The organism is Streptomyces sp. NPDC018000 (assembly GCF_044328025.1).
Lineage (GTDB): Bacteria > Actinomycetota > Actinomycetes > Streptomycetales > Streptomycetaceae > Streptomyces.
In genome coordinates this window covers 1-18,965 of the sequence record NZ_JBIRGM010000001.1, presented here as the reverse complement: position 1 = coordinate 18,965, position 18,965 = coordinate 1, and the positions used below count along the sequence as shown (strand labels likewise).

Sequence of the window (18,965 nt, the reverse complement as noted above, 5' to 3'; positions counted from 1 at the left end):
CGCGGGCCGGCGCCGCCCCTCATGTGCCGGTCTGTCTCAACTTTTATATGCGATTCGTGAAGGTTCGTGATGGCTTGTACGCCTCGCGGTCCGCAGCCGCCGTATCCGGTGCGCCCGGTGCGCCATGAACACCCTGTGCGCCCGGGTGCACCGGCTGGATCAGCGGGACGCCCCGGTCGACCTCGCACCAGATGCGCTTCCCAGCGCCCTCCGGCTGCCAGCCCCAGCGGTCCGCGAGGCCGTCGACGAGCTCCAGGCCCCGGCCGCCGGTGTCCTCGCCCGCCGCGTGGCGCTGCTGCGGCGGACGACAGCTGGAGTCGGCCACCTCGACCCGTACGGTCCCGGCCGCACCGGCCGCGCCCGTCGAGCCGAACAGCATGCGCAGCACGGCCGGACACCCGGTGTGGACCACCGCGTTGGTGACCAGCTCCGAGATCAGCAGGATGAGCGTCTCGGCCAGCGGCTCGTCGTCCCCTATTCCGGACCCGACCAGTCTCGATCGCGCCCATCTACGGGCTCTCCCGACCTCCGCGGGATCCGGCCCGACTTCCAGCTGAACCTGAAGCACCTGCACCGCTCACACCATCCGAACCGGCGGACACATCGCCTCGCGCCTCCTCAGGGTCACGGAACGTGATTCCCTTACAAGCCAGCATGGTTGACGTACAGTCACCGCAACAAGCGCTTCGGGCATATTCCAGCGCGAAGGAGTACGCGTGGTGCATACTGTGCGACGCGCGCTGCGGGAAGTCGAACAGAGGCGCATCGAGGCTGCGGGAGTCGTTCCCCGGGCAGGCTCGCCGCTTCTGCGTGAAATGCGAGCAGGGCACCTCTTCCGGACCGGAGTCACCGCACGGGCAACATCCGGACTATCCGGTTCCAGAACCTCTCGCACCCAACGGAGCGTACCCGAGCCCGGCGTCGACTCCGCCCCGTGACGAATTACGCAAAGGACGCAAGCCGGCATCGGAGTCCGCCGACTGCGCTGAGTGACTGCGCAGCGTGAGACTTGACGGTCTGCCTGTCATATTCCTGCATCGCACATCGGCCCCCTGCCGCGCGGCCGGAGCCTCCACGGAACCCGTGCTCGATCAGCACAGGTCGGCCGCAAGTGCCTCCTCGGCCGCCGCCGCCGCCAGCCACTGCCCGGACCGCAGCCAGGCCCGCTTGAGGTGCAGATGAACGTCCGCCTCCCAGGTGAAGCCCATTCCGCCGTGCACCTGGAGGCAGTCGCGCGCATTGCGGACCGCCGCGTCGTCGGCGAGCAGTTTGGCGCCCGCGATCTCGACCCGGTCCGCGGTCACGGCCGCCGCGTAGACGGCGCTGCGGGCCAGCTCGGCGCGGACCAGCATCCCGGCGCACAGATGTTTGACCGCCTGGAATGACCCGATCGGTGAACCGAACTGTTCACGTTCACCGGCGTGTTGGACGGCCATCTCGGTCGTACGGGCGGCGCTTCCGAGCTGTTCGGCGGCGGCGAGCAGGGCGCCTTCGTCGCGCAGCCGCGCCCCTCCGGACAGGAGATCGCCGGGCCCGACGGGGCCCGTGACCCGCCACAGTGGCGTGAACGGGTCGAGCGACCGTACCGGCCTGGCGGCCTCCCGTACGACATCCCGCAGCGCCCCGCCGGTCACGGCCCGCGCTTCCGCCGGCTCCGGACCCGGCCCCGGGGCCCGCGCCTCTCCCGGCCCGAGTACGAGCAGGCCGTCCGCATCCCCCAGATGCCCCACCGGCTGCCCCGCGTCCAGCACCGTCACCACCGTCTCGCCCTCCGCCGCCCCCTTCACCGCACCGGCGGTGAGGTGGGTGGCGATCAGCGGTCCGGGGAGCAGCGACCGCCCCGCCTCCTCGAAAAGAAGGACCGCTTCGGGCAGGCCGAGTCCGACGCCGCCCTCCGTCTCCGGCAGCCGCAGCGCGAAGAACCCGGCCTCGCCGAGCTCCCGCCACAGGGCCCGGTCGACGCCCCTGCCGCCGTCGAGAGCCGCCCGCATCCGGTCCCTGCCGAAACGCCCGGCGAGGAGTTCCCGTACCCCCGCCCGCAGGGCCCGCTGGTCGTCCGAGAGCTGGAAGTCCATAGCTGCGTCAGCGCCCCTTCGGCAGGCCGAGAATCCGCTCGGCGACGATGTTCCGCTGGATCTGCGAGGTGCCCGCGGCAATGGTGTACGAGAGCGAGGAGAGCCGGTCCAGGGCCCACTCCCGGTCCAGGTCGGCCGCGTCCGCGCCGAGCACCTCGGCGGCCGCCTCGTACAGCTCCTGGCGGGCCTGCGAGTAGCGCAGCTTGAAGACCGAGCCACCTGTGCCGGGCACGCCACCGCTGCTCTGCGCCTCGCTGACGTTCCACTGGGTGAGCCGCCACAGCGCCCGGAATTCGGCGTTCAGCCTGCCCAGCCTGCGGCGCAGGACGGGGTCGTCCCAGCGGCCGTTCGTCCGCGCCTCGGCGGCCAGGGCGTCCAGGGTGCGGCGGCAGGCGACGACCTCGCCGACGAACGCCGTACCGCGCTCGAAGGAGAGGGTGACCATCGTGACCCGCCAGCCGTCGTTCTCCGCGCCGACGCGGTGCGAGACCGGCACCCGCACCTCGTCGAGGAACATCTCGGCGAACTCGGTGGACCCGGCGAGGGTGCGCAGCGGACGGACGGTGACGCCGGGGGCGTCCATCTCCATCGCGAGCCAGCTGATCCCGCGGTGCTTGGGCGCCGCCGGGTCCGTACGCACCAGCAGTTCGCACCAGTCGGCGACCTCCGCGTGCGAGGTCCAGATCTTCTGCCCGCTCACCACGTAGTGGTCGCCGTCGCGCACCGCCCTGGTCCGCAGCGAGGCGAGGTCCGAGCCGGCGTCGGGCTCGCTGAACCCCTGGCACCAGATCTCGTCGCCGCGCAGCACCGGCGGCAGCCAGCGCGCCCGCTGTCCGGCCGTTCCCTCGGCCGCGATCGTCGGCCCGGCATGCAGCAGCCCGACGAAGTTCGCGCCGACGTACGGGGCTCCGGCCTTCTCCGTCTCCTCCAGGAAGATCAGATGCTGGGTCGGGGTGGCGCCCCGCCCGCCCGCGTCGACAGGCCAGTGCAGGCCCGCGTAACCGGCGTCGTACAGCATCCGCTGCCAGGCGGTGTCGTACGCGCGGCGCCCCGGCCAGTCGTCGGGGCCGGGCTTCGCGGGCAGGGTGGGCAGCACGGCGGCCAGCCACTCGCGCAGCCGTGCCCGGAACTCCTCCTCGGCCTCCGTGTACGCGAGATCCACCGCGCGCCTACTTGTCCAGGTCCAGATCGAGCATCCGGATCGCGTTTCCGCGCATCAGTTTGTAGACGGTCTCGTCGTCCAGTCCCTTGACGTGGTCGAGGGCGACCTCCTTGGTGTGCGGGAAGGTCGAGTCGACGTGCGGGTAGTCGGTCTCGAAGGTGGCGTTGTCCCGCCCGACGACATCGAGCGACGCGACGCCGTGCTTGTCGCGGAAGAAGCAGCAGAACATCTGCCGGTAGTAGTACGTGGACGGCGGCTCGGGAATCAGATCGCGCACCCCGCCCCAGGCCCGGTGCTCCTCCCAGACGTCGTCGGCGCGCTCCAGGGCGTACGGGATCCAGCCCATCTGGCCCTCGCTGTAGGCGAGCTTCAGCCGGGGGAACCTCACCAGCACGCCGCTGAACAGGAAGTCCATCATCGAAGCCATGGCGTTGTTGAAGGAGAGACTGGCCTGTACGGCGGGCGGGGCGTCGGGCGAGGCGGCGGGCATCTGCGAACTGGACCCGATGTGCATGTTGACGACCGTGCCGGTCTCCTGGCAGGCCGCGAAGAACGGGTCCCAGTAGCCGGTGTGGATCGACGGCAGCCCGAGATACGTGGGGATCTCGGAGAAGGTCACCGCCCGCACCCCGCGCGCCGCGTTCCGCTCGATCTCCGCGACCGCCAGGTCGATGTCCCAGAGAGGGATGATGCAGAGCGGGATGAGCCGGCCGCCGCTGTCGCCGCACCACTCCTCCACCATCCAGTCGTTGTAGGCGCGCACGCAGGCGAGGGCGACCTCCTTGTCGTGGGCCTCGGCGAAGGTCTGGCCGCAGAAGCGCGGGAAGGTGGGGAAGCAGAGGCTCGCCTCGACATGGTTGAGGTCCATGTCCTTGAGGCGCTCGGCCGGGTCCCAGCAGCCCGGCCGCATCTCGGCCCGGGTGATCCCCTCCAGCGTCATGTCGTCGCGGTCGAAGCCGACGGCGGCGATGTTCCGCTTGTACGGGAACTTCAGGTCCTCGTAGATCCACCAGTCGGTCGGCGGCCCGTCCGGGTCCATCGTGATGACGTACTTGCCCCCCGTGTACACCAGCTCGCCGATGCCCGCGGTGAGCGGCTGCGGGCCGCGCTCGCGGTACTTGGCGGGCAGCCAGGCCGAGAAGAGGTGCGGCGGCTCGATCACATGGTCGTCGACGCTGACGATCCGAGGCAGTTCCGTCATGGTGTCCCCTTCGGCGCACACTGCACGCATCTGATGGTTCGTCAGATTTGGTTTCGGCAATCAGGCTAGCCCCGCACCCCTGGACCGACAAGGCGCGGCGCCCTACGCTCTCGACACGATCTGACTACCCGTCAGTTACAAGGGAGCGGGGAACGCAGTGAACGAGACCGCACACGCCCTGGGCGCATCGGGCACCTTCTGGGAACTCATCGAACGCCGGGCCGCGCTGACCCCGGACCTCCCCGTCCTGATCCAGGACGACCGCACCCTCACCTTCGGCGAGCTGCGCAGCCGCTGCGAGCGGGTCGCGGCCGGGCTGTGGGGGATGGGCGTGCGCCCCGGCAGCGTCGTCGCCTGGCAGCTGCCGACCCGTCTCGAGACGGCGCTGCTCTCCTTCGCCCTCACCCGCATCGGAGCAGTACAGACACCCGTCATCCCGTTCTACCGGGACCGCGAGGTGGGGTTCGCGCTGCGCGAGTCGAAAGCCGGCTTCTTCGCCGTGCCCGGTGTCTGGCGCGGCTTCGACCACACGGCGATGGCACACCGGCTGGCCGCGGAGGCGGAGCACCCGCCACTGGTCTTCGAGGCGTACGAGTCACTGCCGGACGGCGACCCGTCCGTGCTGCCTCCGCCGCCCGCCGACGGGACGGCGGTGCGCTGGATCTACTGGACCTCGGGCACCACCTCCGATCCGAAGGGGGTTCTCCACACCGACCGCAGCCTGATCGCGGGGGGCTCCTGCCTGGCCCACGCGCTGCATCTGTCGGCCGACGACATCGGCTCGATGGCGTTCCCCTTCGCCCATATCGCCGGGCCCGACTACACGGTGATGCTGCTGTTGTACGGCTTCCCGGCGGTCCTCTTCGAGCACTTCGCGATGCCGGACGCGCTGGAGGGCTACCGGCGCCACGGGGTGACGGTCGCGGGCGGGTCCACGGCGTTCTACTCGATGTTCCTGACCGAGCAGCGCAAGACCCCGGAGCGGAAGCTGATCCCCACCCTGCGGCTGCTGGCGGGCGGCGGGGCGCCGAAACCGCCGGAGGTCTACCACGCGGTGGTACGGGAGATGGGCGTCCAGCTCACCCACGGGTACGGCATGACCGAGGTCCCCATGATCACGATGGGTGCCCCCGACGACACGGCGGAGCACCTCGCCGGGACGGAGGGGCGCCCGCCCGAGGGCATGGAGATACGGATCACCGACGAGGGCGGCAAGCCGCTGCCGCACGGCACGGACGGCGAGGTACGGCTCCGCGGGGAGGCCGTCTGCAAGGGCTATCTGAACCCGGAGGCGTCGGCCGCGGCCTTCGACGCGGACGGGTTCCTGATCACCGGCGATGTCGGCCATCTCGAGGCGAGCGGTCATCTGGTGCTCACCGGGCGGCTGAAGGACATCATCATCCGCAAGGGCGAGAACATCTCCGCCAAGGAGATAGAGGATCTGCTGCACCGGCACCCGGGCGTCGGGGACGTGGCGGTGATCGGGCTCCTGGACCCGGAGCGCGGCGAACGCGTCTGCGCGGTCGTGGAACAGCCGGCGGGCGCCGCCCCCCTGACCCTGCCGGACATCACCGGCTACCTGCGGGCGGAGGGCCTCTCCGTGCACAAGCTGCCGGAACAGCTGGAGGTGGTGGCGGCGCTGCCGCGCAACGAGACGCTGCGGAAGGTACTCAAGTACAAACTGCGCGAACAGTTCTCCTGAAACGGGAACACGGCGGCGAGCGCCGTGCGGCACCTGACAGAATCTCCCGTCATGACCGACGCAGTGCCCCGTCCGCTCCTCCGTTTCCGGCGCGCCGGAAAGAGCGACGTGGGCGAGCTCGCACGCCTGCGGGACGCAGCCGCCCGCTGGCAGGCCGGTCGGGGCATCGATCAGTGGCAGCCGGGCGAGCTCGGGCGGTCGCACTTCCTGGCCCGCCTCGACGACTGCGAGACATGGCTGGCCGCCTCGGGCGCGGATGCGCCGGTCGTCGGTGCCTGGGAGGTGTGGTGGGAGGATCCGGCGGCCTGGGGAGAGCAACCGCCCGTCGCCGGTTACGTCCACCGGCTGGTGACCGACCGGGCGGCCGCACCGCCCGGCACCGGACGCATCATGCTGACCGAGGCCGAACGGCGTATCGCGTCCTTCGGCCGGGACCTCTGCCGCCTGGACTGTCTGGCGGACAACCCGCGCCTGCGCAGGTACTACGAGGACGCGGGCTACACGGTGACGGGAACGCTCCCCGCCAAGAACGGTGACGGCGGCCGGAGGTACGGCGTCACCCTGCTGGAGAAGCGCCTGCGGACGGCATGAACCGGGACGGCCACACTGCCGGGCGGCCCGGCCCCGTTCCGGCCGCCCGCGTCCCGGCTATGCGTCCGGCTCGATCACCGTGAAATAGGCGGCGAATGCCGCCACCGCCTCGTTCTCGGCGACCTTGCCGTCCTGGTCCGCGTCCAGGTTCCGCGCCGCGAACGCGGCCGCGTCCGCGCTCGCACCCAGCACCTTCAGCGCCCGCTCCACGGCGGTTACGGAGGCCGCGCCCTCGTCGTCCTGGTCCGCCACGGCGATCGCGGCGCGCAGGAAGGGGCGGGCGATCTCCGCGAAGCGCTCCGGGTTGTCGCGCAGCCGTTTCACGGCCCCGCCCACGAACTCCTCCCGGGTGACGCGCTGGTCCCCGTCGACATCGGCGATGCCCGCCATGCCCTGCCAGAATGCCTCGGCCCCGGTGTAGAGCGCCTGGCCCTTGTCGCTGCGGGCCGTCGTGCCGAATTCGGCGAGCAGACGGGCCGCGGTGGCACTGAAATCCGCGCGATCGATGTATCCGTTGCCGTCCTGGTCGAAGGCGGCGAAGCGGAAGGCGATCTTGCGCTCATACTCTGCGCTGTCCATGCGGGGAGCGTACGACGCCGACAGGCGTCCCATGTCATTTTCGACCTCGCCCACCACCGGTGTTAAAACCTGGTCGTGGACCGCCCTCGCGCCGGGAGCGGCCGGGCCTCGTCGTCGACGGCCGCGTACCGGTCGGGGTAGACGTCGAAGAGACGGCGTACGCCGAGGGCGGCGAGCACCCGGTTGACGTGGGACCCCTCTTCCGCACCGCGGGCCGGCAGGATCAGCCGCAGCCGGCCCCCGCAGGAGCGCAGCAGACGGCGGGCCGCGATCAGTACGCCGACGCCGCTGGAATCGCAGAACAGGACCTCGGAGAGGTCCAGCACCACATCGTGGCGGCCGATGGCGACCGTGTCATGAACGGACTGGCGCACGGTGGGTGACGTCACGAGATCCAGTTGTCCCCGTATGCGCAGCACGGTCCATTCGCCCTGCACGGTTTCGGCCACTTTCAGTGGCCTGCGGGAGCGTTCCTGGGTGACCAAGGGGGCGCGGGTGGCTGCAGCCGGTGGGTGGTTTCCAGGAGGACGAGAACTCCTCATGGGGCTGGGCCTCTCGTTGCGGGGACTCCGACGTTCCGGAAGTTTCGGTTCCCTCTCGCGGCTGCCCCCGCCGCGGCCCCTTGAAACACCGGCCCGCCCGGCAGGACACAACCGGAACCGTCGCCGTCGGATGGCGCATTCCCTGTCGTCCCGGGCCTCATCAGGGGCGGACTTGCCGTAAAGGCCATGCATCGTCTGTGCCGCCGACTACATTCGACGTGACGAGGGGAACAGGGTTGGGGGGTCGTATGCCGAGGAACGCACCACCCCGCTGGGACCGCATGATGCAGCAGCGGCTGACGCGCGGCGAGGCGGCTGCTCTCGGCGAGCTCTACGACCGGTTCGCCTCGCTCGTGCACAGCCAGGCACACCGGATGCTCGACGACGAGACCGCCGCCGATCTGGTGACCCGCGAGGTCTTCGGCTATGTGTGGGAGAACCCGGACGCGTACGACCCGAAGCAGGGCTCGATGCGGTCCTGGGTGGCCCGGCTCGCGCACCGCCAGTCCGTACGGCGCCTGCGCGAGGAGGACAGCCTCCCGGGCGGTGCGGACGAGGAGACCGGGACTGCGGCCCGGGCCGATCTGGAGGAGCGGGTGCGCCGGGCCACGGCCGCGGCCCGCGCCGACTACATCGTGGCGGCCATGCCCGCCCCGCTGCGGGCCGCGCTGGAGCTCGCGTACGTCCAGCGCCGGGACTACCGGCAGACGGCAGCCGACCTCGGGGTCACCGAGGACGAGGCCCGCCGTCGGCTGCGGCTCGGTCTGCAGCTGCTTTCCACCGCGCACACCCGTCCGCTGGAGGGGGCGCCGCCGCCCGGATACGGACGGCCGTTGTGACCGGTGACGAGCACGCGAACGGACGCGAGGGCGACGGACGCGACGACGAGGTGCAGGACGCGCGGCGCATTCCGGGACCGCGGGCCGCCGCGGACGACTTCGACCTCGATGCCGTCCCCCTACCACTGCCCGTGCCCCAGGAGCCGCAGCCGGCCCCGAAGCCGACGGCGCCGGAACCTGCCGTGGCACCACCGGACCCGTCGGCCGCACCGGCGCTGATGCTGTCCCATCGCGTCCTCAAGGCCCTCCTCGGTGCCTGGGCCCTGGCCACCTGCTCGGCACAGGAGACCGAGGCCGTCGAGGCGCACCTGACCGTGTGCGCCGCGTGTGCGGACGAGGCCCTGCGGCTGCGCGACGCGGTCGGCCTGCTGCAGACCGACCGCAGCCTGGATCTTGATCCGACGCTGCGTTCCCGCGTGATCGACACCTGTCTGAGCCGCCGCCCGGCGGACATCCCGGTGCCCGACTGGGCCGCCCCGTACGACGCGGAGACCGCGCGGCTCGACGCGCTGCTGCGTGACATCGGCCGCTCGGAGTGGCACGCCCCGGTGCGGCTGAAGTGGTTCGAGGGCGAGCAGGCGGTCAATCGCAAGACGACGGTCGCGGGCGTCATCGGCCACCTCATGACCGTCGACGGACTGGTCGGCACCGCTCTCGGCCTCGACGTACCGCTCGGCGACGGCACCATGGGCCGGGGAGCCGACTGGCCGCTTCCGCCCGGGGCACGCACGGAGAAGTACTGGTCGGGAGCCCGGCGGCCACTCACCCGTGCGATCCGCGAGCCGTGGCGCGAGCAGAGCCACACCCTCATCCGTACGGTGTCCTTCGCCGGTCGCAAAGTCGCCGGCCTCTCCGTCTCGTACGGGGACTTCGCCCTTCCGATGCACGACTCGCTGCTGGACCGGTCCTTCGAATGCTGGGTGCACGGCGGCGACATCGCGCATGCCGTGGACTATCCGTACGAGGCGCCGTCGGCCGCCCATCTCAACCGGATGATCGACCTGGCGGCCCGGCTCCTCCCGGCGGCCCTTGCCGAGCGCCGCAGGTCGGGGCTGGCCGGGCCCGCCCGCCATCTGGTGACGGCCGGTTCGCCGGGCCGTTCGCTGCATCTGGAGGTCGAAGGCGCGGGCGGCGGCGACTGGTACATCCCGCTGGACTCCCCGGCCGCGATCGGCTCGCCCGCACACGCCGTGGCGCAGATCGCGCTGGACAGCGTCGAGTTCTGTCAGCTGGTGGCCGGGCACGTGCCGCCGGCGGAGGCTGCGGCAGGTCAGGAGGGCAACCGCGAGGCGATCCGCGACGTACTGTTCGCGGCCGCGTCGCTGAGCCGGCTCTAAGGGCTGTCCCGGGCGCTACGAGAAGATCACCGTGCGGCGGCCGTTGAGCAGAATGCGGCGCTCCGCGTGCCACTTCACCGCCCGCGCCAGCGCCTGGCACTCCACATCGCGACCGACGGCGACCAGCTGGTCCGGTGTGACGCCGTGGCCCACCCGCTCGACCTCCTGCTCGATGATCGGCCCCTCGTCGAGGTCGGCCGTCACATAGTGCGCCGTCGCACCGATCAGCTTCACACCGCGGGCGTGCGCCTGGTGGTACGGCTTCGCGCCCTTGAAGCTCGGCAGGAAGGAGTGGTGGATGTTGATGATCCGGCCGCTCAGCTGCTTGCACAGATCGTCCGAGAGGACCTGCATGTAGCGGGCGAGGACGACCAGCTCGACCTTCTCCTCACGGACCAGCTCCAGCAGCTCCGCCTCCGCGGCGGCCTTGTTCTCCCTGGTCACCGGGATGTGCCGGAAGGGGACGTCGTACGAGGCGACGAGTTCGGCGAAGTCCGTGTGGTTGGAGACGACGGCGGCGATCTCGATCGGCAGCGCCCCGATCCGGGAGCGGAACAGCAGGTCGTTGAGGCAGTGCCCGAACTTGCTGACCATCAGCACGACCCGCATCCGCTCCGAGGAGCGGTGGATCTGCCAGTCCATCTGGAAGGAGTCGCCGACCGCGGCGAAGCTGGCCCGCAGCTTCTCCACGGTCACCGGGCTGTCCGCCGAGAAGTGGACACGCATGAAGAACAGACCTGTGTCGTGGTCGCCGAACTGCTGGCTGTCCTCGATATTGCAGCCGGTCATGAAGAGATAACTCGACACGGCGTGCACGATGCCCTTTTTGTCCGGGCAGGAGAGTGTGAGGACGTACTGCTCTGGGGTGGTCTCAGCAGGCTGCGGCGCGGTCATTCCCGTAGCGTGCCACACCGGAGCGGGATCAGGCCGAACTGGTCATGATGCGGAGCACGTCCAGGGAGCTCGGCGGCGCGTCCGGGTCGTCGCCGTCGTTGGTGGCGAGCAGCACATGGGCCTCGCGGGCGGCCCGTACGGCCTCCGGCCAGCCGTGATGTTCCAGATACGCCGACACGGGTGCGTCCGCGCCGACCTGGTGCATGATGCGCAGCACCCGGAGCACGGCGACGTCGACGAGAGCGGACTCGGCGGAGTCGCGGAAGATCGTCCCGACGTATTTCTCGGCGGACCAGTTGTCCAGCCAGGTGTCCTCGACCAGGCGGTACACGGCGTCGGTGACGTCGCCGTACCCTTCCCGGCCGGCCAGCCAGCACTCGTGATGGAAGACGGGGTCGGAGAGCATGTGCAGCGCCGAGCGCACGTTGCTGCGCCAGCGCCACCACGGCATGTCATTCAGCGGCATGCCGCCCATGGTGGAGGAGCGACGGCCGCGACGGGAAGTGTTCTCCGAACCTTGCTGCACGGTTGTCGATCGTACGTTCCCTTCTCGGCTCCCCGCACAGACCCCTGCAATTCACCCGGATGTCACCGAGTGTTGTGCGGAGCACACAGCAGCGTTACCCCACGGGCGGAAATGTTCGTGCCCATGACCGGACGGCAACACCCCACCTCCCCCCGCCGCTACAGGCTCCTCACGAGCATGGCGGCGGTCGGGGCGTTGCTGGTCACCGGCTGCGGTGCGCTCCCTGGGGCTTCGGGGGGCTCCAGGGAGCCCCTCACCGTCGTGACGTGGGCTCCGGGCGGCGCGGCGAATCCGGACGCCTCGCACACGGTGAACATGGCGGGCATGACCGCCATGGCCCGCACATACGCCCGCTGGGCCAACAGCAACGGCGGGCTCGACGGACACAAGCTGCGCGTCGTCACCTGCGACGAGGCGGACACCTCGGTCGGCGCGGCAAACTGCGCCCGGCTGGCCGTCAAGGAGAAGGCGGTGGCGGTCGTCGGCTCGTACAGCCGGCACGGTTCGTCGTTCATGGCGCCGCTGGAGACCGCCGGAATCCCCTACATCGGCGGTTACGGGGCCTCCGACGAGGAGTTCACCAGCTACAACTCCTACCCCGTCAACGGCGGCCAGGCCGCGCTGCTCGCGGGCAACGCCCAGCAGCTCGCCCGCAGCTGCGAGCGGGTGTCCGTGGTGCGGCCCGACACCCTGAGCGGCGACGGCCAGGCCTGGCTCCTCAGAACCGGTCTCACCGAGGCCCATCGGCCCGAGCCCGCCGACATCCGGGCCAAGGAGTCGGCCACTTCGTACGACAAGGCCGCCGAGCAGGCGCTCCAGGCGGCGGGGACGAGCGGCGGCTGTGTGACGGCCGTGCTCGGGGACCGTACGGAGACCTTCTTCGACTCCTTCCGCCGGCTCGAACCGTCGTACGGGAACGTACGGATCTCGTCCGTCCTCGGCAGTGTCGGGCAGCCGCTGATCGACAGCACCGGCGGCCGGAACAGCCCGTTCGAGGGGGCGTACATCACCGGCTGGTACCCGGACTCGGGCGACGCCCGCTGGGAGCCGATGCGGGAAGTGATCCGTAAGCACGCCTTCGGCGACAACCGGATCGACCCGGACGACACGGGTGTGCAGACCACGTGGATCGCGTACACCGTGCTGAACGAACTCGTGAAGTCGATCGACGCCCCGCAGATCACCGCCGGGAAACTCGCCTCCGCCCTCCGCCACGGCACCCCGGTCGACACCGGCGGCCTCACACCGGTGCTGCGCTGGCGCTACGAGGACATGCTCGGCTCGTCCGCCTATCCGCGCATCGTGAACACCCAGGTGACGTTTCAGGTGGCGCGAGACGGGCGGCTCGTCGCGGACAAGAAGGGGTTCGTGGACGTCACGAAGACGCTGTCGGATGCAAGCGCGAAGGGGTGAGGTACCGGGGCCGATCCCCCGGTACCTCCGCTCCTCGATCGCCGAAGAAGCTTGATTTCAGAGCTCGGTCGCCGACCGCTGGGTCAGCCCGTACTTCGACGCGATCGAGTTCCACAAACCCGACGCCTCCTGCTTCGCCTTGGTCGCCTCACCGCTCTGCACGGTGGCCTGCTGCGTCTCGGAGGTCGTGCGGGCCTTGCCGTGCTTGCAGACCTTCTTGCCGTGCTTGGCCTGGCTCGCCCACGCGGCGTAGTGCTCGTCGGCGGATGCGGACGCCTGCCAGGCCTTGGTGAGGGAGGCGGTCAGCTGGGCATGGTTCGGCAACTTGTCGACGCTCAGCCCCTGGAGCCGGGTCACCAGATCACGGCGTTGCTTGGCGGCGCCCTTCAGATCGGCCTCGGCCCGGTCCAGATCGGTGCAGTTCTTGGTCTTCTCGACGGCCCCGATGACCGCGGAACGGCTGTTGTTGCTGTCCGCCAGCAGCTCGTCCAGCGCCTCGGCCTGCGACTTCGCCGGATCGGCCGCGGCCTGTGCGGAGGGCTGGTCGTCGGGTGATCCGGCGGCGGCCACCGGCTGCTTGTCGTCCACGCCCTTGTCGTCGCCGCCACCGCTCATCAACGCACCCGCGCCGAGGCCGACGACGGCGCAGCAGGCGACGACCGCGGCGATGAGCGTGACGTGCGGCCGCTTCTTGCGCTGCCCGGTGGGCCCCTGCGGCCCCTCGTCCACGGACTGGTACTGGGGCTGCGGGGGCTGACGGGCGCTCTGGTGCTGCTGCGTGGGATCGAGCCGGGGCATCTGCTGGGTGGCGCCCGCGGGCCCGTTGTTGCGGAACAGGTTGTCGAACTCGGCGGGCGGCTGCCGGTCGTCGGGGGCTCCGGGCCTGATGCCGTACGGGGCGCCACCGGGGACCGGCTGGATGAACTGGGTCGCCTCGGCTTCGCCGCCGTGCGCAGGCGCCTGGGGCTGCTGGTACATCTGCGGCTGCGGCGCTCCGTGGTCGAGGAACTGGGTGGCCTCGGCGGGGCTCTCGGGCGGCAGCCCGCCCGGCGCGGGCCCGGCAGGCACCGGCGCGATGTACTGCGTCGCATCCGCGTCCCCGCCCATGCCCATGCCAGGCACGGCCTCGGGCGGCAACGGCTGCGCGTACGACTGCGGGGGCTGCGGGGGCTGTACGGGAGGAAGCGGCTGGGCCTGCGGCTGTCCGTACGCCTGCGCCGGCTGCCCCTGACCGTACTGCCCTTGCCCGTACTGTCCCTGCGCGTACGCCCCCTGCCCCTGAGCGTGTGGCTGTGGCTGCGACGAGGCGTCCTGGTGCGCCGCCTGCGGCCCCCAGGGCTGCCCCCACGGCTGGCCGCCCGCCGGGGCGCCCTGATCCGCGGGCCCCCCTGCTATCCAGGGCTCGCCGCCACCCGCGGGCAGCACGACACCTTCGTGCGCGGGCCGTACAGCAGGAAGCTGCTGCTCGTCACCCTGTCCGCTCTGCGTCACCGGGACTCCTACGTGTATACCTACGGAATCGTCGGCTCACGCTATCGGGTGGCTGCCGCCCTTCGCCAAGCGCCTGATGTCACTCACCGCCCCTTCACAAGCGTGGTAACACCCGGCGCCCATGTGCCGGCCGGCCCAGGACTCGGTCAAGGGGGCAACCCGCTCCGCCCGGCCGGGCCCGGTCACGCCGCCTGGAGCTCCAGCCGCGCCCCGAACTCCCGTACCGCCGGCTCGTCCCCGTACGGCATCAGGCGCTGCTGCAGATCGTCCAGATACTCCGCTCCCCGGGTGGAGCGCACCGGCCCCAGGAGCTCCATCGCCCGCGTGCCCGTGTGGCAGGCCTGCTCCACCTCGCGCAGCTGGACCTGGGCCGTGGCGAGGAGCACCAGGCCGATGCCGCGGCGGCGGGCCCGGGACTCCGGGTGGCCGTCCAGGGACTCCTTCGCCCGGCGTGCGGCCGCCTCCGCCTGGCCGAGGTCGCGGTGGCAGTGCGCCAACTCATCGGCGAGATAGGCGTGGTCGAAGTGGGCGATCCAGTCGGGATCGTCCCCGGTGTCCGGTTCGGCGTGCTCCATGGCCGTCAGTGCCCTGCCCGTCACCGCCTGGCAGGTCCGGGCGTCGCCGAGCAGAGCGTGTCCGCGCGCCTCCGCCGCGTAGAACATCGCCTCCGCCCTCGGGGTGACCCGCCCGCGCGCGCCCTCCTGCGCGGCCCGTGCCAGCTGGGCGATCTCCCGCGGATTGCCGAGCTGCGCGGCGAGGTGGCTCATCGACGCGGCCAGTACGTAACCCCCGTACGCCCGGTCGCCCGCCGCCTGCGCCAGACGCAACGCCTGGATGTAGTAGCGCTGGGCGAGCCCCGGCTGGCCCGTGTCGACCGCCATGTACCCGGCGAGTTCGGTGAGCCGCGCGACCGCCGCGAACAGCTGCCGCCCGACCGGTTCGCGGTACGCCCCCGAGAGCAGCCCGGAGACCACGCTGTTCAGGTAGTGCACCAGGACCGGCCGCACATGTCCGCTGCCGAACCGGTGGTCGAGGTCGACGAGCGCGGCCGTCATCGCCCGTACCGCCTCCACGTCCGACATCCCGACGCGGGTTCCGGCAGCCCGGGCCACCTGCGGGTCGGCGCCGCTGATCAGCCAGTCGCGGCTGGGTTCGACCAGCGCCGACGATGCGATCGTCGAACCGGACAGGAAGTCGCGTCGGCCGACATCGCTGCGCCACAGCTCACAGACCTGCTCGATCGCCCCGATCACGGTCGGGGCGAACTGCAGGCCGACGCCGGACGCCAGGTTCTTGCCGTTGGCCATGCCGATCTCGTCGATCGTGACCGTCCGGCCGATCTTGCGGCCGAGCGCCTCGGCGATGATTCCCGCTGCCCTGCCGCGTGGTTGCTGCCCACGCAGCCAACGGGCCACGGAGGTCTTGTCGTAACGCAGATCGAGCCCGCGCTCCGCGCCGACCATGTTGACGCGGCGGGCGAGACCGGCGTTGGAGCTGCCGGCTTCCTGAATGAGCGCCTGGAGCCGTTCGTTCGGCTGGCGGGCGACGAGAGGCCTGGCTGCCATGTTTCCCCCTGAGGCCGCAGTGATCGATGAGCGGATCACTGCCCGGCAAGTACACGGAAAATGCACACATTCATCGTGTTCGTCATGTCCGACGCATTTCTTGCCATTCGTGTCGGCGCATGACAGAGGCCGACCGTTCCGGAGTTGCCCGCATATGGCTACCCGCCCGATCGGGCGCCGCCTCACACGCGCCCCCACCCATGCATCCATGCGCCCCGCATGCCGGATCGATGAGCCCTGACCACGCCCAGCACGCCCGTACCCCCATGCAGTGGCGGAAGTTGCGCTGCGCACGGAAGAGCTCATCGGGGTCGCCACCCGTAGAGTGCCCTTTCGTAAGCTGTCCCCAAATACGGGGACACCGAAAGGCAACACACCATGCTGGACCGGACAGAAAAAGACAGAGCGGTACGGACGGGGGAAACGGGAGAGGCGAGCGGAGCCCGCACGGCGCCGCCCGCCGTTCGCGTACAGGGGCTCTGGAAGCGGTTCGGGGAGCAGACCGCAGTCGCCGGGATCGATCTGGAGCTGCCCGCAGGCAAGTTCATCGGTCTGGTGGGACCCAACGGCGCCGGCAAGACCACCACGCTGTCGATGGTCACCGGACTGCTCCGCCCCGACCAGGGGCTGATCGAGGTCGGCGGCCATGACGTGTGGCGCGACCCGGTCGAGGTGAAGTCCAGGATCGGCGTGCTCCCGGAGGGGCTGCGGCTCTTCGAACGCCTCTCGGGGCGCGAACTCCTCGCCTACACCGGCAGATTGCGCGGGCTGCCGGGCGCCGAGGTCGACAAGCGGGCCACCCAGCTCCTCGACGTGCTCGATCTGGCGGGTGCTCAGCACAAGCTGGTCGTCGACTACTCGACCGGCATGCGGAAGAAGATCGGGCTCGCCGCCGCACTGCTGCACAACCCCGAAGTACTCTTCCTGGACGAGCCTTTCGAGGGCGTCGACCCGGTGTCCGCGCAGACCATCCGCGAGGTTCTGGAGCGGTACACCCGCTCGGGGGCGACCGTCGTCTTCTCCAGCCATGTGATGGAGCTCGTGGAGTCCCTCTGCGACTGGGTGGCCGTCATGGCCGCCGGCAGGATTCGGGCCCAGGGCACCCTGGCCCAGGTGCGCGGCGATGCCTCCTCGCTGCAGAACGCCTTCCTCGAACTCGTCGGTGCGGGCTCCCGGGCCGCCGGCGACTCCCTGGACTGGCTGGGCGGCGACCGATGAGCGTGCTCGACACCCCCGTGGGGACCGCCCGCGGCAGGGACGGTACGAGCGGGCGCGAGGGTCTCGTCACCGTCTTCGTACGGCTCAAGCTGACCCTGTTGCGCAACGGTCTGCGGCAGTCGGCCGGCCGGAGGGCCGCGTACATCACCTCCGTCGTCTTCGCCCTGCTGATCGCCGCGAGCCAGCTGCTCGGGCTGATCCTGATGCGCGGACACGCCCATGTCGATGCCCTCGTCGTCCTGCTGACCGGCGTGCTGGCGGTCGGCTGGGCCGTGATGCCGCTGTTCTTCCCCAGCGGTGACGAGACCCTCGACCCGAGCCGTCTGGTGATGCTGCCGCTGCGGCCGCGCCCGCTGATCGCCGCGCTGCTGGCGGCGTCACTGGTCGGGATCGGCCCACTGTTCACGCTCTGCCTGGCGGTCGGCTCGGTGTTCGCGGTGGCGCACGGTACGGCCGGTGCGGTGTTCGCGGTGGTGTCAGCGCCGCTCACGCTGCTGCTGTGCGTGGCGCTGACACGTGCCGTGGCCACGGCCAACACCCGGCTGCTGACATCACGCAAGGGCCGCGATCTCGCGGTGCTCAGCGGGCTCGTGATCGCGGTCGGCCTCCAGGTCGTCAACTTCGGTGCGCAGCGGCTCGGACAGGCCGGCGGCCTCTCCGCGCTCGAACCGGCCGCGGACGTGGTGCGCTGGCTGCCGCCCGCCTCGGCGGTCGGAGCCGTGGACTCGGCGTCGCGAGGCTTGTACGGGCAGGCCGCCGTACAGCTGCTGCTGTCCGTGGCAGCGCTGTTCGCGCTGTTGTGGCTGTGGCGGCGGAGTCTGGTGAAGCTGATGACGGCCCCGGACGGGTCGACCCTCGCCGCTGCCGGACCGGTCCGCGAGAAGAGCGACAGGAGCGGCTCCAGGCTCTCCGCGCTGCTGCCCGCGGGGCGTACGGGTCCGGTGATGGAGCGCAGTCTGCGGTATGTCGCACGCGACCCGAAGACCAAGGCCGCCTGGGTGACGGCGCTGGCGATCGGGTTGATCGTGCCGCTGCTCAACGCGCTGCAGGGCGTCGGCTCGGTCTACTTCTCCTGCTTCGCCGCCGGGATGCTCGGCATCCAGATGTACAACCAGTTCGGGCAGGACACCTCCGCGTTCTGGATGGTGGCGCTGACCATCTCCTCCACCCGGGACGCGTACCTCGAACTGCGGGCAAGGGCACTGGCGCTGTTGCTGATCACACTGCCGTACACGATCCTGGTCACGGTGCTGACAGCGGCGATGCTCGGCGACTGGGGCACCCTGCCGGACGCCTTGGGGCTGTCGCTCGCCCTGCTGGGCGCGATGCTGGCGACGGGTGCGGTGGCGTCGGCGAACTTCCCGTACTCGATCCCGCAGGACGGGGCGTTCAAGAACGTGGCGCCCGGACAGGCCGGGCTCGCCTGGATCTCGCTCGTCGGCGGCATGGTCTCGGCGGCGGTGCTCTGCGCACCCGTGATCACGGCGACGATCTGGCTGCACGCCGCCGATCTGGAGCAGTGGCTGTGGCTCCTGCTGCCCGCGGGTGCGGTGTACGGGGCGCTGATCTCCTGGGCGGGGCTGCGGCTCGCCGCTCCCCGTACGGCGAACCGGCTCCCGGAGATCCTGGCGGCGGTCAGCAAGGGCTGAGGGCTTCCTCCGCAGGGCCTGTCTCTCTTACGGGAGACAGGCCCTACTTACGGGGACTCTTGCAGAAGGCCCCGGTGTTCACGCCGGGGATGAATGCATCTGAGGGCTGCTCTGACCCGCACTTCAGAGCGGGCGTTTCTGCTGCTCGATGTACTGACGGACGATCGCCGGCGGTGCTCCG

General features: G+C 70.8%; 17 protein-coding genes. 7 read left to right on the top strand and 10 right to left on the bottom strand.

The features are described 5' to 3' along the window. Nucleotides 1-43: 43 nt before the first annotated feature. The 4 genes from ACH4EW_RS00085 to ACH4EW_RS00070 form a co-directional block, all read right to left on the bottom strand. A complete protein-coding gene (locus tag ACH4EW_RS00085) occupies nucleotides 44-574 on the bottom strand; it encodes an ATP-binding protein (protein ID WP_398249531.1) in 531 nt (176 codons plus the stop codon). 517 nt (nucleotides 575-1,091) lie between these two features. Continuing rightward, nucleotides 1,092-2,075 carry an acyl-CoA dehydrogenase family protein gene (locus tag ACH4EW_RS00080; protein ID WP_398249529.1) on the bottom strand — a complete coding sequence of 328 codons (984 nt, stop codon included), beginning with the start codon at nucleotides 2,073-2,075 and terminating at the stop codon, nucleotides 1,092-1,094. Nucleotides 2,076-2,082: 7 nt separating this feature from the next. Further along, on the bottom strand, nucleotides 2,083-3,237 hold the full coding sequence (locus tag ACH4EW_RS00075; protein WP_398249527.1) for an acyl-CoA dehydrogenase: 1,155 nt from the start codon (nucleotides 3,235-3,237) through the stop codon (nucleotides 2,083-2,085). A 7-nt stretch (nucleotides 3,238-3,244) separates the two neighbouring features. Continuing rightward, nucleotides 3,245-4,438: an amidohydrolase family protein gene (locus ACH4EW_RS00070; RefSeq protein WP_398249525.1), complete on the bottom strand. Its 1,194-nt coding sequence runs from the start codon at nucleotides 4,436-4,438 to the stop codon at nucleotides 3,245-3,247. Between the two features lie 157 nt (nucleotides 4,439-4,595). On the opposite strand from ACH4EW_RS00070, the gene ACH4EW_RS00065 reads away from it, so the two are divergent. Beyond that, the gene (locus ACH4EW_RS00065) at nucleotides 4,596-6,140 is read left to right on the top strand and encodes a class I adenylate-forming enzyme family protein (RefSeq protein WP_398249523.1); all 1,545 of its coding nucleotides are present in this window, start codon (nucleotides 4,596-4,598) and stop codon (nucleotides 6,138-6,140) included. A 51-nt stretch (nucleotides 6,141-6,191) separates the two neighbouring features. Continuing rightward, entirely contained in the window at nucleotides 6,192-6,731 is a 540-nt protein-coding gene (locus ACH4EW_RS00060; RefSeq protein ID WP_398249521.1) for a GNAT family N-acetyltransferase, read from the top strand. Nucleotides 6,732-6,788: 57 nt separating this feature from the next. Here the strand turns inward: ACH4EW_RS00060 and ACH4EW_RS00055 are convergent, their stop codons facing one another. Then, nucleotides 6,789-7,310, bottom strand: a complete 522-nt coding sequence (locus ACH4EW_RS00055) for an EF-hand domain-containing protein (RefSeq protein ID WP_398249519.1) — start codon at nucleotides 7,308-7,310, stop codon at nucleotides 6,789-6,791. A gap of 62 nt (nucleotides 7,311-7,372) precedes the next feature. Beyond that, nucleotides 7,373-7,759 (bottom strand): STAS domain-containing protein, encoded by a 387-nt coding sequence (locus tag ACH4EW_RS00050; RefSeq protein ID WP_398249517.1) that lies wholly within the window; start codon nucleotides 7,757-7,759, stop codon nucleotides 7,373-7,375. Nucleotides 7,760-8,100: 341 nt separating this feature from the next. Between ACH4EW_RS00050 and ACH4EW_RS00045 the strand changes: the two genes are divergently transcribed. Both ACH4EW_RS00045 and ACH4EW_RS00040 read left to right on the top strand, forming a co-directional pair. Next, complete coding sequence (locus ACH4EW_RS00045) at nucleotides 8,101-8,691, top strand: RNA polymerase sigma factor (protein WP_398249515.1); 591 nt, start codon at nucleotides 8,101-8,103, stop codon at nucleotides 8,689-8,691. Continuing rightward, a complete protein-coding gene (locus tag ACH4EW_RS00040) occupies nucleotides 8,688-10,028 on the top strand; it encodes a zf-HC2 domain-containing protein (RefSeq protein WP_398249513.1) in 1,341 nt (446 codons plus the stop codon). Before ACH4EW_RS00045 ends, ACH4EW_RS00040 begins: the two co-directional genes overlap by 4 nt. A 15-nt stretch (nucleotides 10,029-10,043) precedes the next feature. On the opposite strand, the gene purU is transcribed toward ACH4EW_RS00040, so the two are convergent. Further along, entirely contained in the window at nucleotides 10,044-10,922 is an 879-nt protein-coding gene (gene purU, locus ACH4EW_RS00035) for a formyltetrahydrofolate deformylase (protein ID WP_398249511.1), read from the bottom strand. Between the two features lie 28 nt (nucleotides 10,923-10,950). Next, nucleotides 10,951-11,397 carry a hypothetical protein gene (locus ACH4EW_RS00030; RefSeq protein ID WP_398251174.1) on the bottom strand — a complete coding sequence of 149 codons (447 nt, stop codon included), beginning with the start codon at nucleotides 11,395-11,397 and terminating at the stop codon, nucleotides 10,951-10,953. Nucleotides 11,398-11,571: 174 nt separating this feature from the next. Between ACH4EW_RS00030 and ACH4EW_RS00025 the strand changes: the two genes are divergently transcribed. Then, nucleotides 11,572-12,861, top strand: coding sequence for an ABC transporter substrate-binding protein (locus ACH4EW_RS00025; RefSeq protein WP_398249509.1), 1,290 nt, complete (start codon nucleotides 11,572-11,574; stop codon nucleotides 12,859-12,861). Between the two features lie 57 nt (nucleotides 12,862-12,918). On the opposite strand, the gene ACH4EW_RS00020 is transcribed toward ACH4EW_RS00025, so the two are convergent. After that, complete coding sequence (locus tag ACH4EW_RS00020) at nucleotides 12,919-14,352, bottom strand: hypothetical protein (RefSeq protein WP_398249507.1); 1,434 nt, start codon at nucleotides 14,350-14,352, stop codon at nucleotides 12,919-12,921. 182 nt (nucleotides 14,353-14,534) lie between these two features. Beyond that, on the bottom strand, nucleotides 14,535-15,917 hold the full coding sequence (locus ACH4EW_RS00015; protein WP_398249505.1) for a transcriptional regulator: 1,383 nt from the start codon (nucleotides 15,915-15,917) through the stop codon (nucleotides 14,535-14,537). A 378-nt stretch (nucleotides 15,918-16,295) separates the two neighbouring features. Between ACH4EW_RS00015 and ACH4EW_RS00010 the strand changes: the two genes are divergently transcribed. Next, complete coding sequence (locus ACH4EW_RS00010; RefSeq protein ID WP_398249503.1) at nucleotides 16,296-17,135, top strand: ABC transporter ATP-binding protein; 840 nt, start codon at nucleotides 16,296-16,298, stop codon at nucleotides 17,133-17,135. Beyond that, entirely contained in the window at nucleotides 17,132-18,784 is a 1,653-nt protein-coding gene (locus tag ACH4EW_RS00005; RefSeq protein WP_398249501.1) for a transporter, read from the top strand. The genes ACH4EW_RS00010 and ACH4EW_RS00005 overlap by 4 nt, the downstream gene beginning before the upstream one ends. Nucleotides 18,785-18,965: the final 181 nt, after the last annotated feature.

Coding starts and splice junctions, on each gene's coding strand:
- ACH4EW_RS00025 (WP_398249509.1), top strand. CDS start 11,572: ATGACCGGACGGCAACACCCCACCTCCCCCCGCCGCTACAGGCTCCTC.
- ACH4EW_RS00055 (WP_398249519.1), bottom strand. CDS start 7,310: ATGGACAGCGCAGAGTATGAGCGCAAGATCGCCTTCCGCTTCGCCGCC.
- ACH4EW_RS00080 (WP_398249529.1), bottom strand. CDS start 2,075: ATGGACTTCCAGCTCTCGGACGACCAGCGGGCCCTGCGGGCGGGGGTA.
- ACH4EW_RS00010 (WP_398249503.1), top strand. CDS start 16,296: ATGCTGGACCGGACAGAAAAAGACAGAGCGGTACGGACGGGGGAAACG.
- ACH4EW_RS00015 (WP_398249505.1), bottom strand. CDS start 15,917: ATGGCAGCCAGGCCTCTCGTCGCCCGCCAGCCGAACGAACGGCTCCAG.
- purU (WP_398249511.1), bottom strand. CDS start 10,922: ATGACCGCGCCGCAGCCTGCTGAGACCACCCCAGAGCAGTACGTCCTC.
- ACH4EW_RS00005 (WP_398249501.1), top strand. CDS start 17,132: ATGAGCGTGCTCGACACCCCCGTGGGGACCGCCCGCGGCAGGGACGGT.
- ACH4EW_RS00030 (WP_398251174.1), bottom strand. CDS start 11,397: ATGGGCGGCATGCCGCTGAATGACATGCCGTGGTGGCGCTGGCGCAGC.
- ACH4EW_RS00060 (WP_398249521.1), top strand. CDS start 6,192: ATGACCGACGCAGTGCCCCGTCCGCTCCTCCGTTTCCGGCGCGCCGGA.
- ACH4EW_RS00070 (WP_398249525.1), bottom strand. CDS start 4,438: ATGACGGAACTGCCTCGGATCGTCAGCGTCGACGACCATGTGATCGAG.
- ACH4EW_RS00045 (WP_398249515.1), top strand. CDS start 8,101: ATGCCGAGGAACGCACCACCCCGCTGGGACCGCATGATGCAGCAGCGG.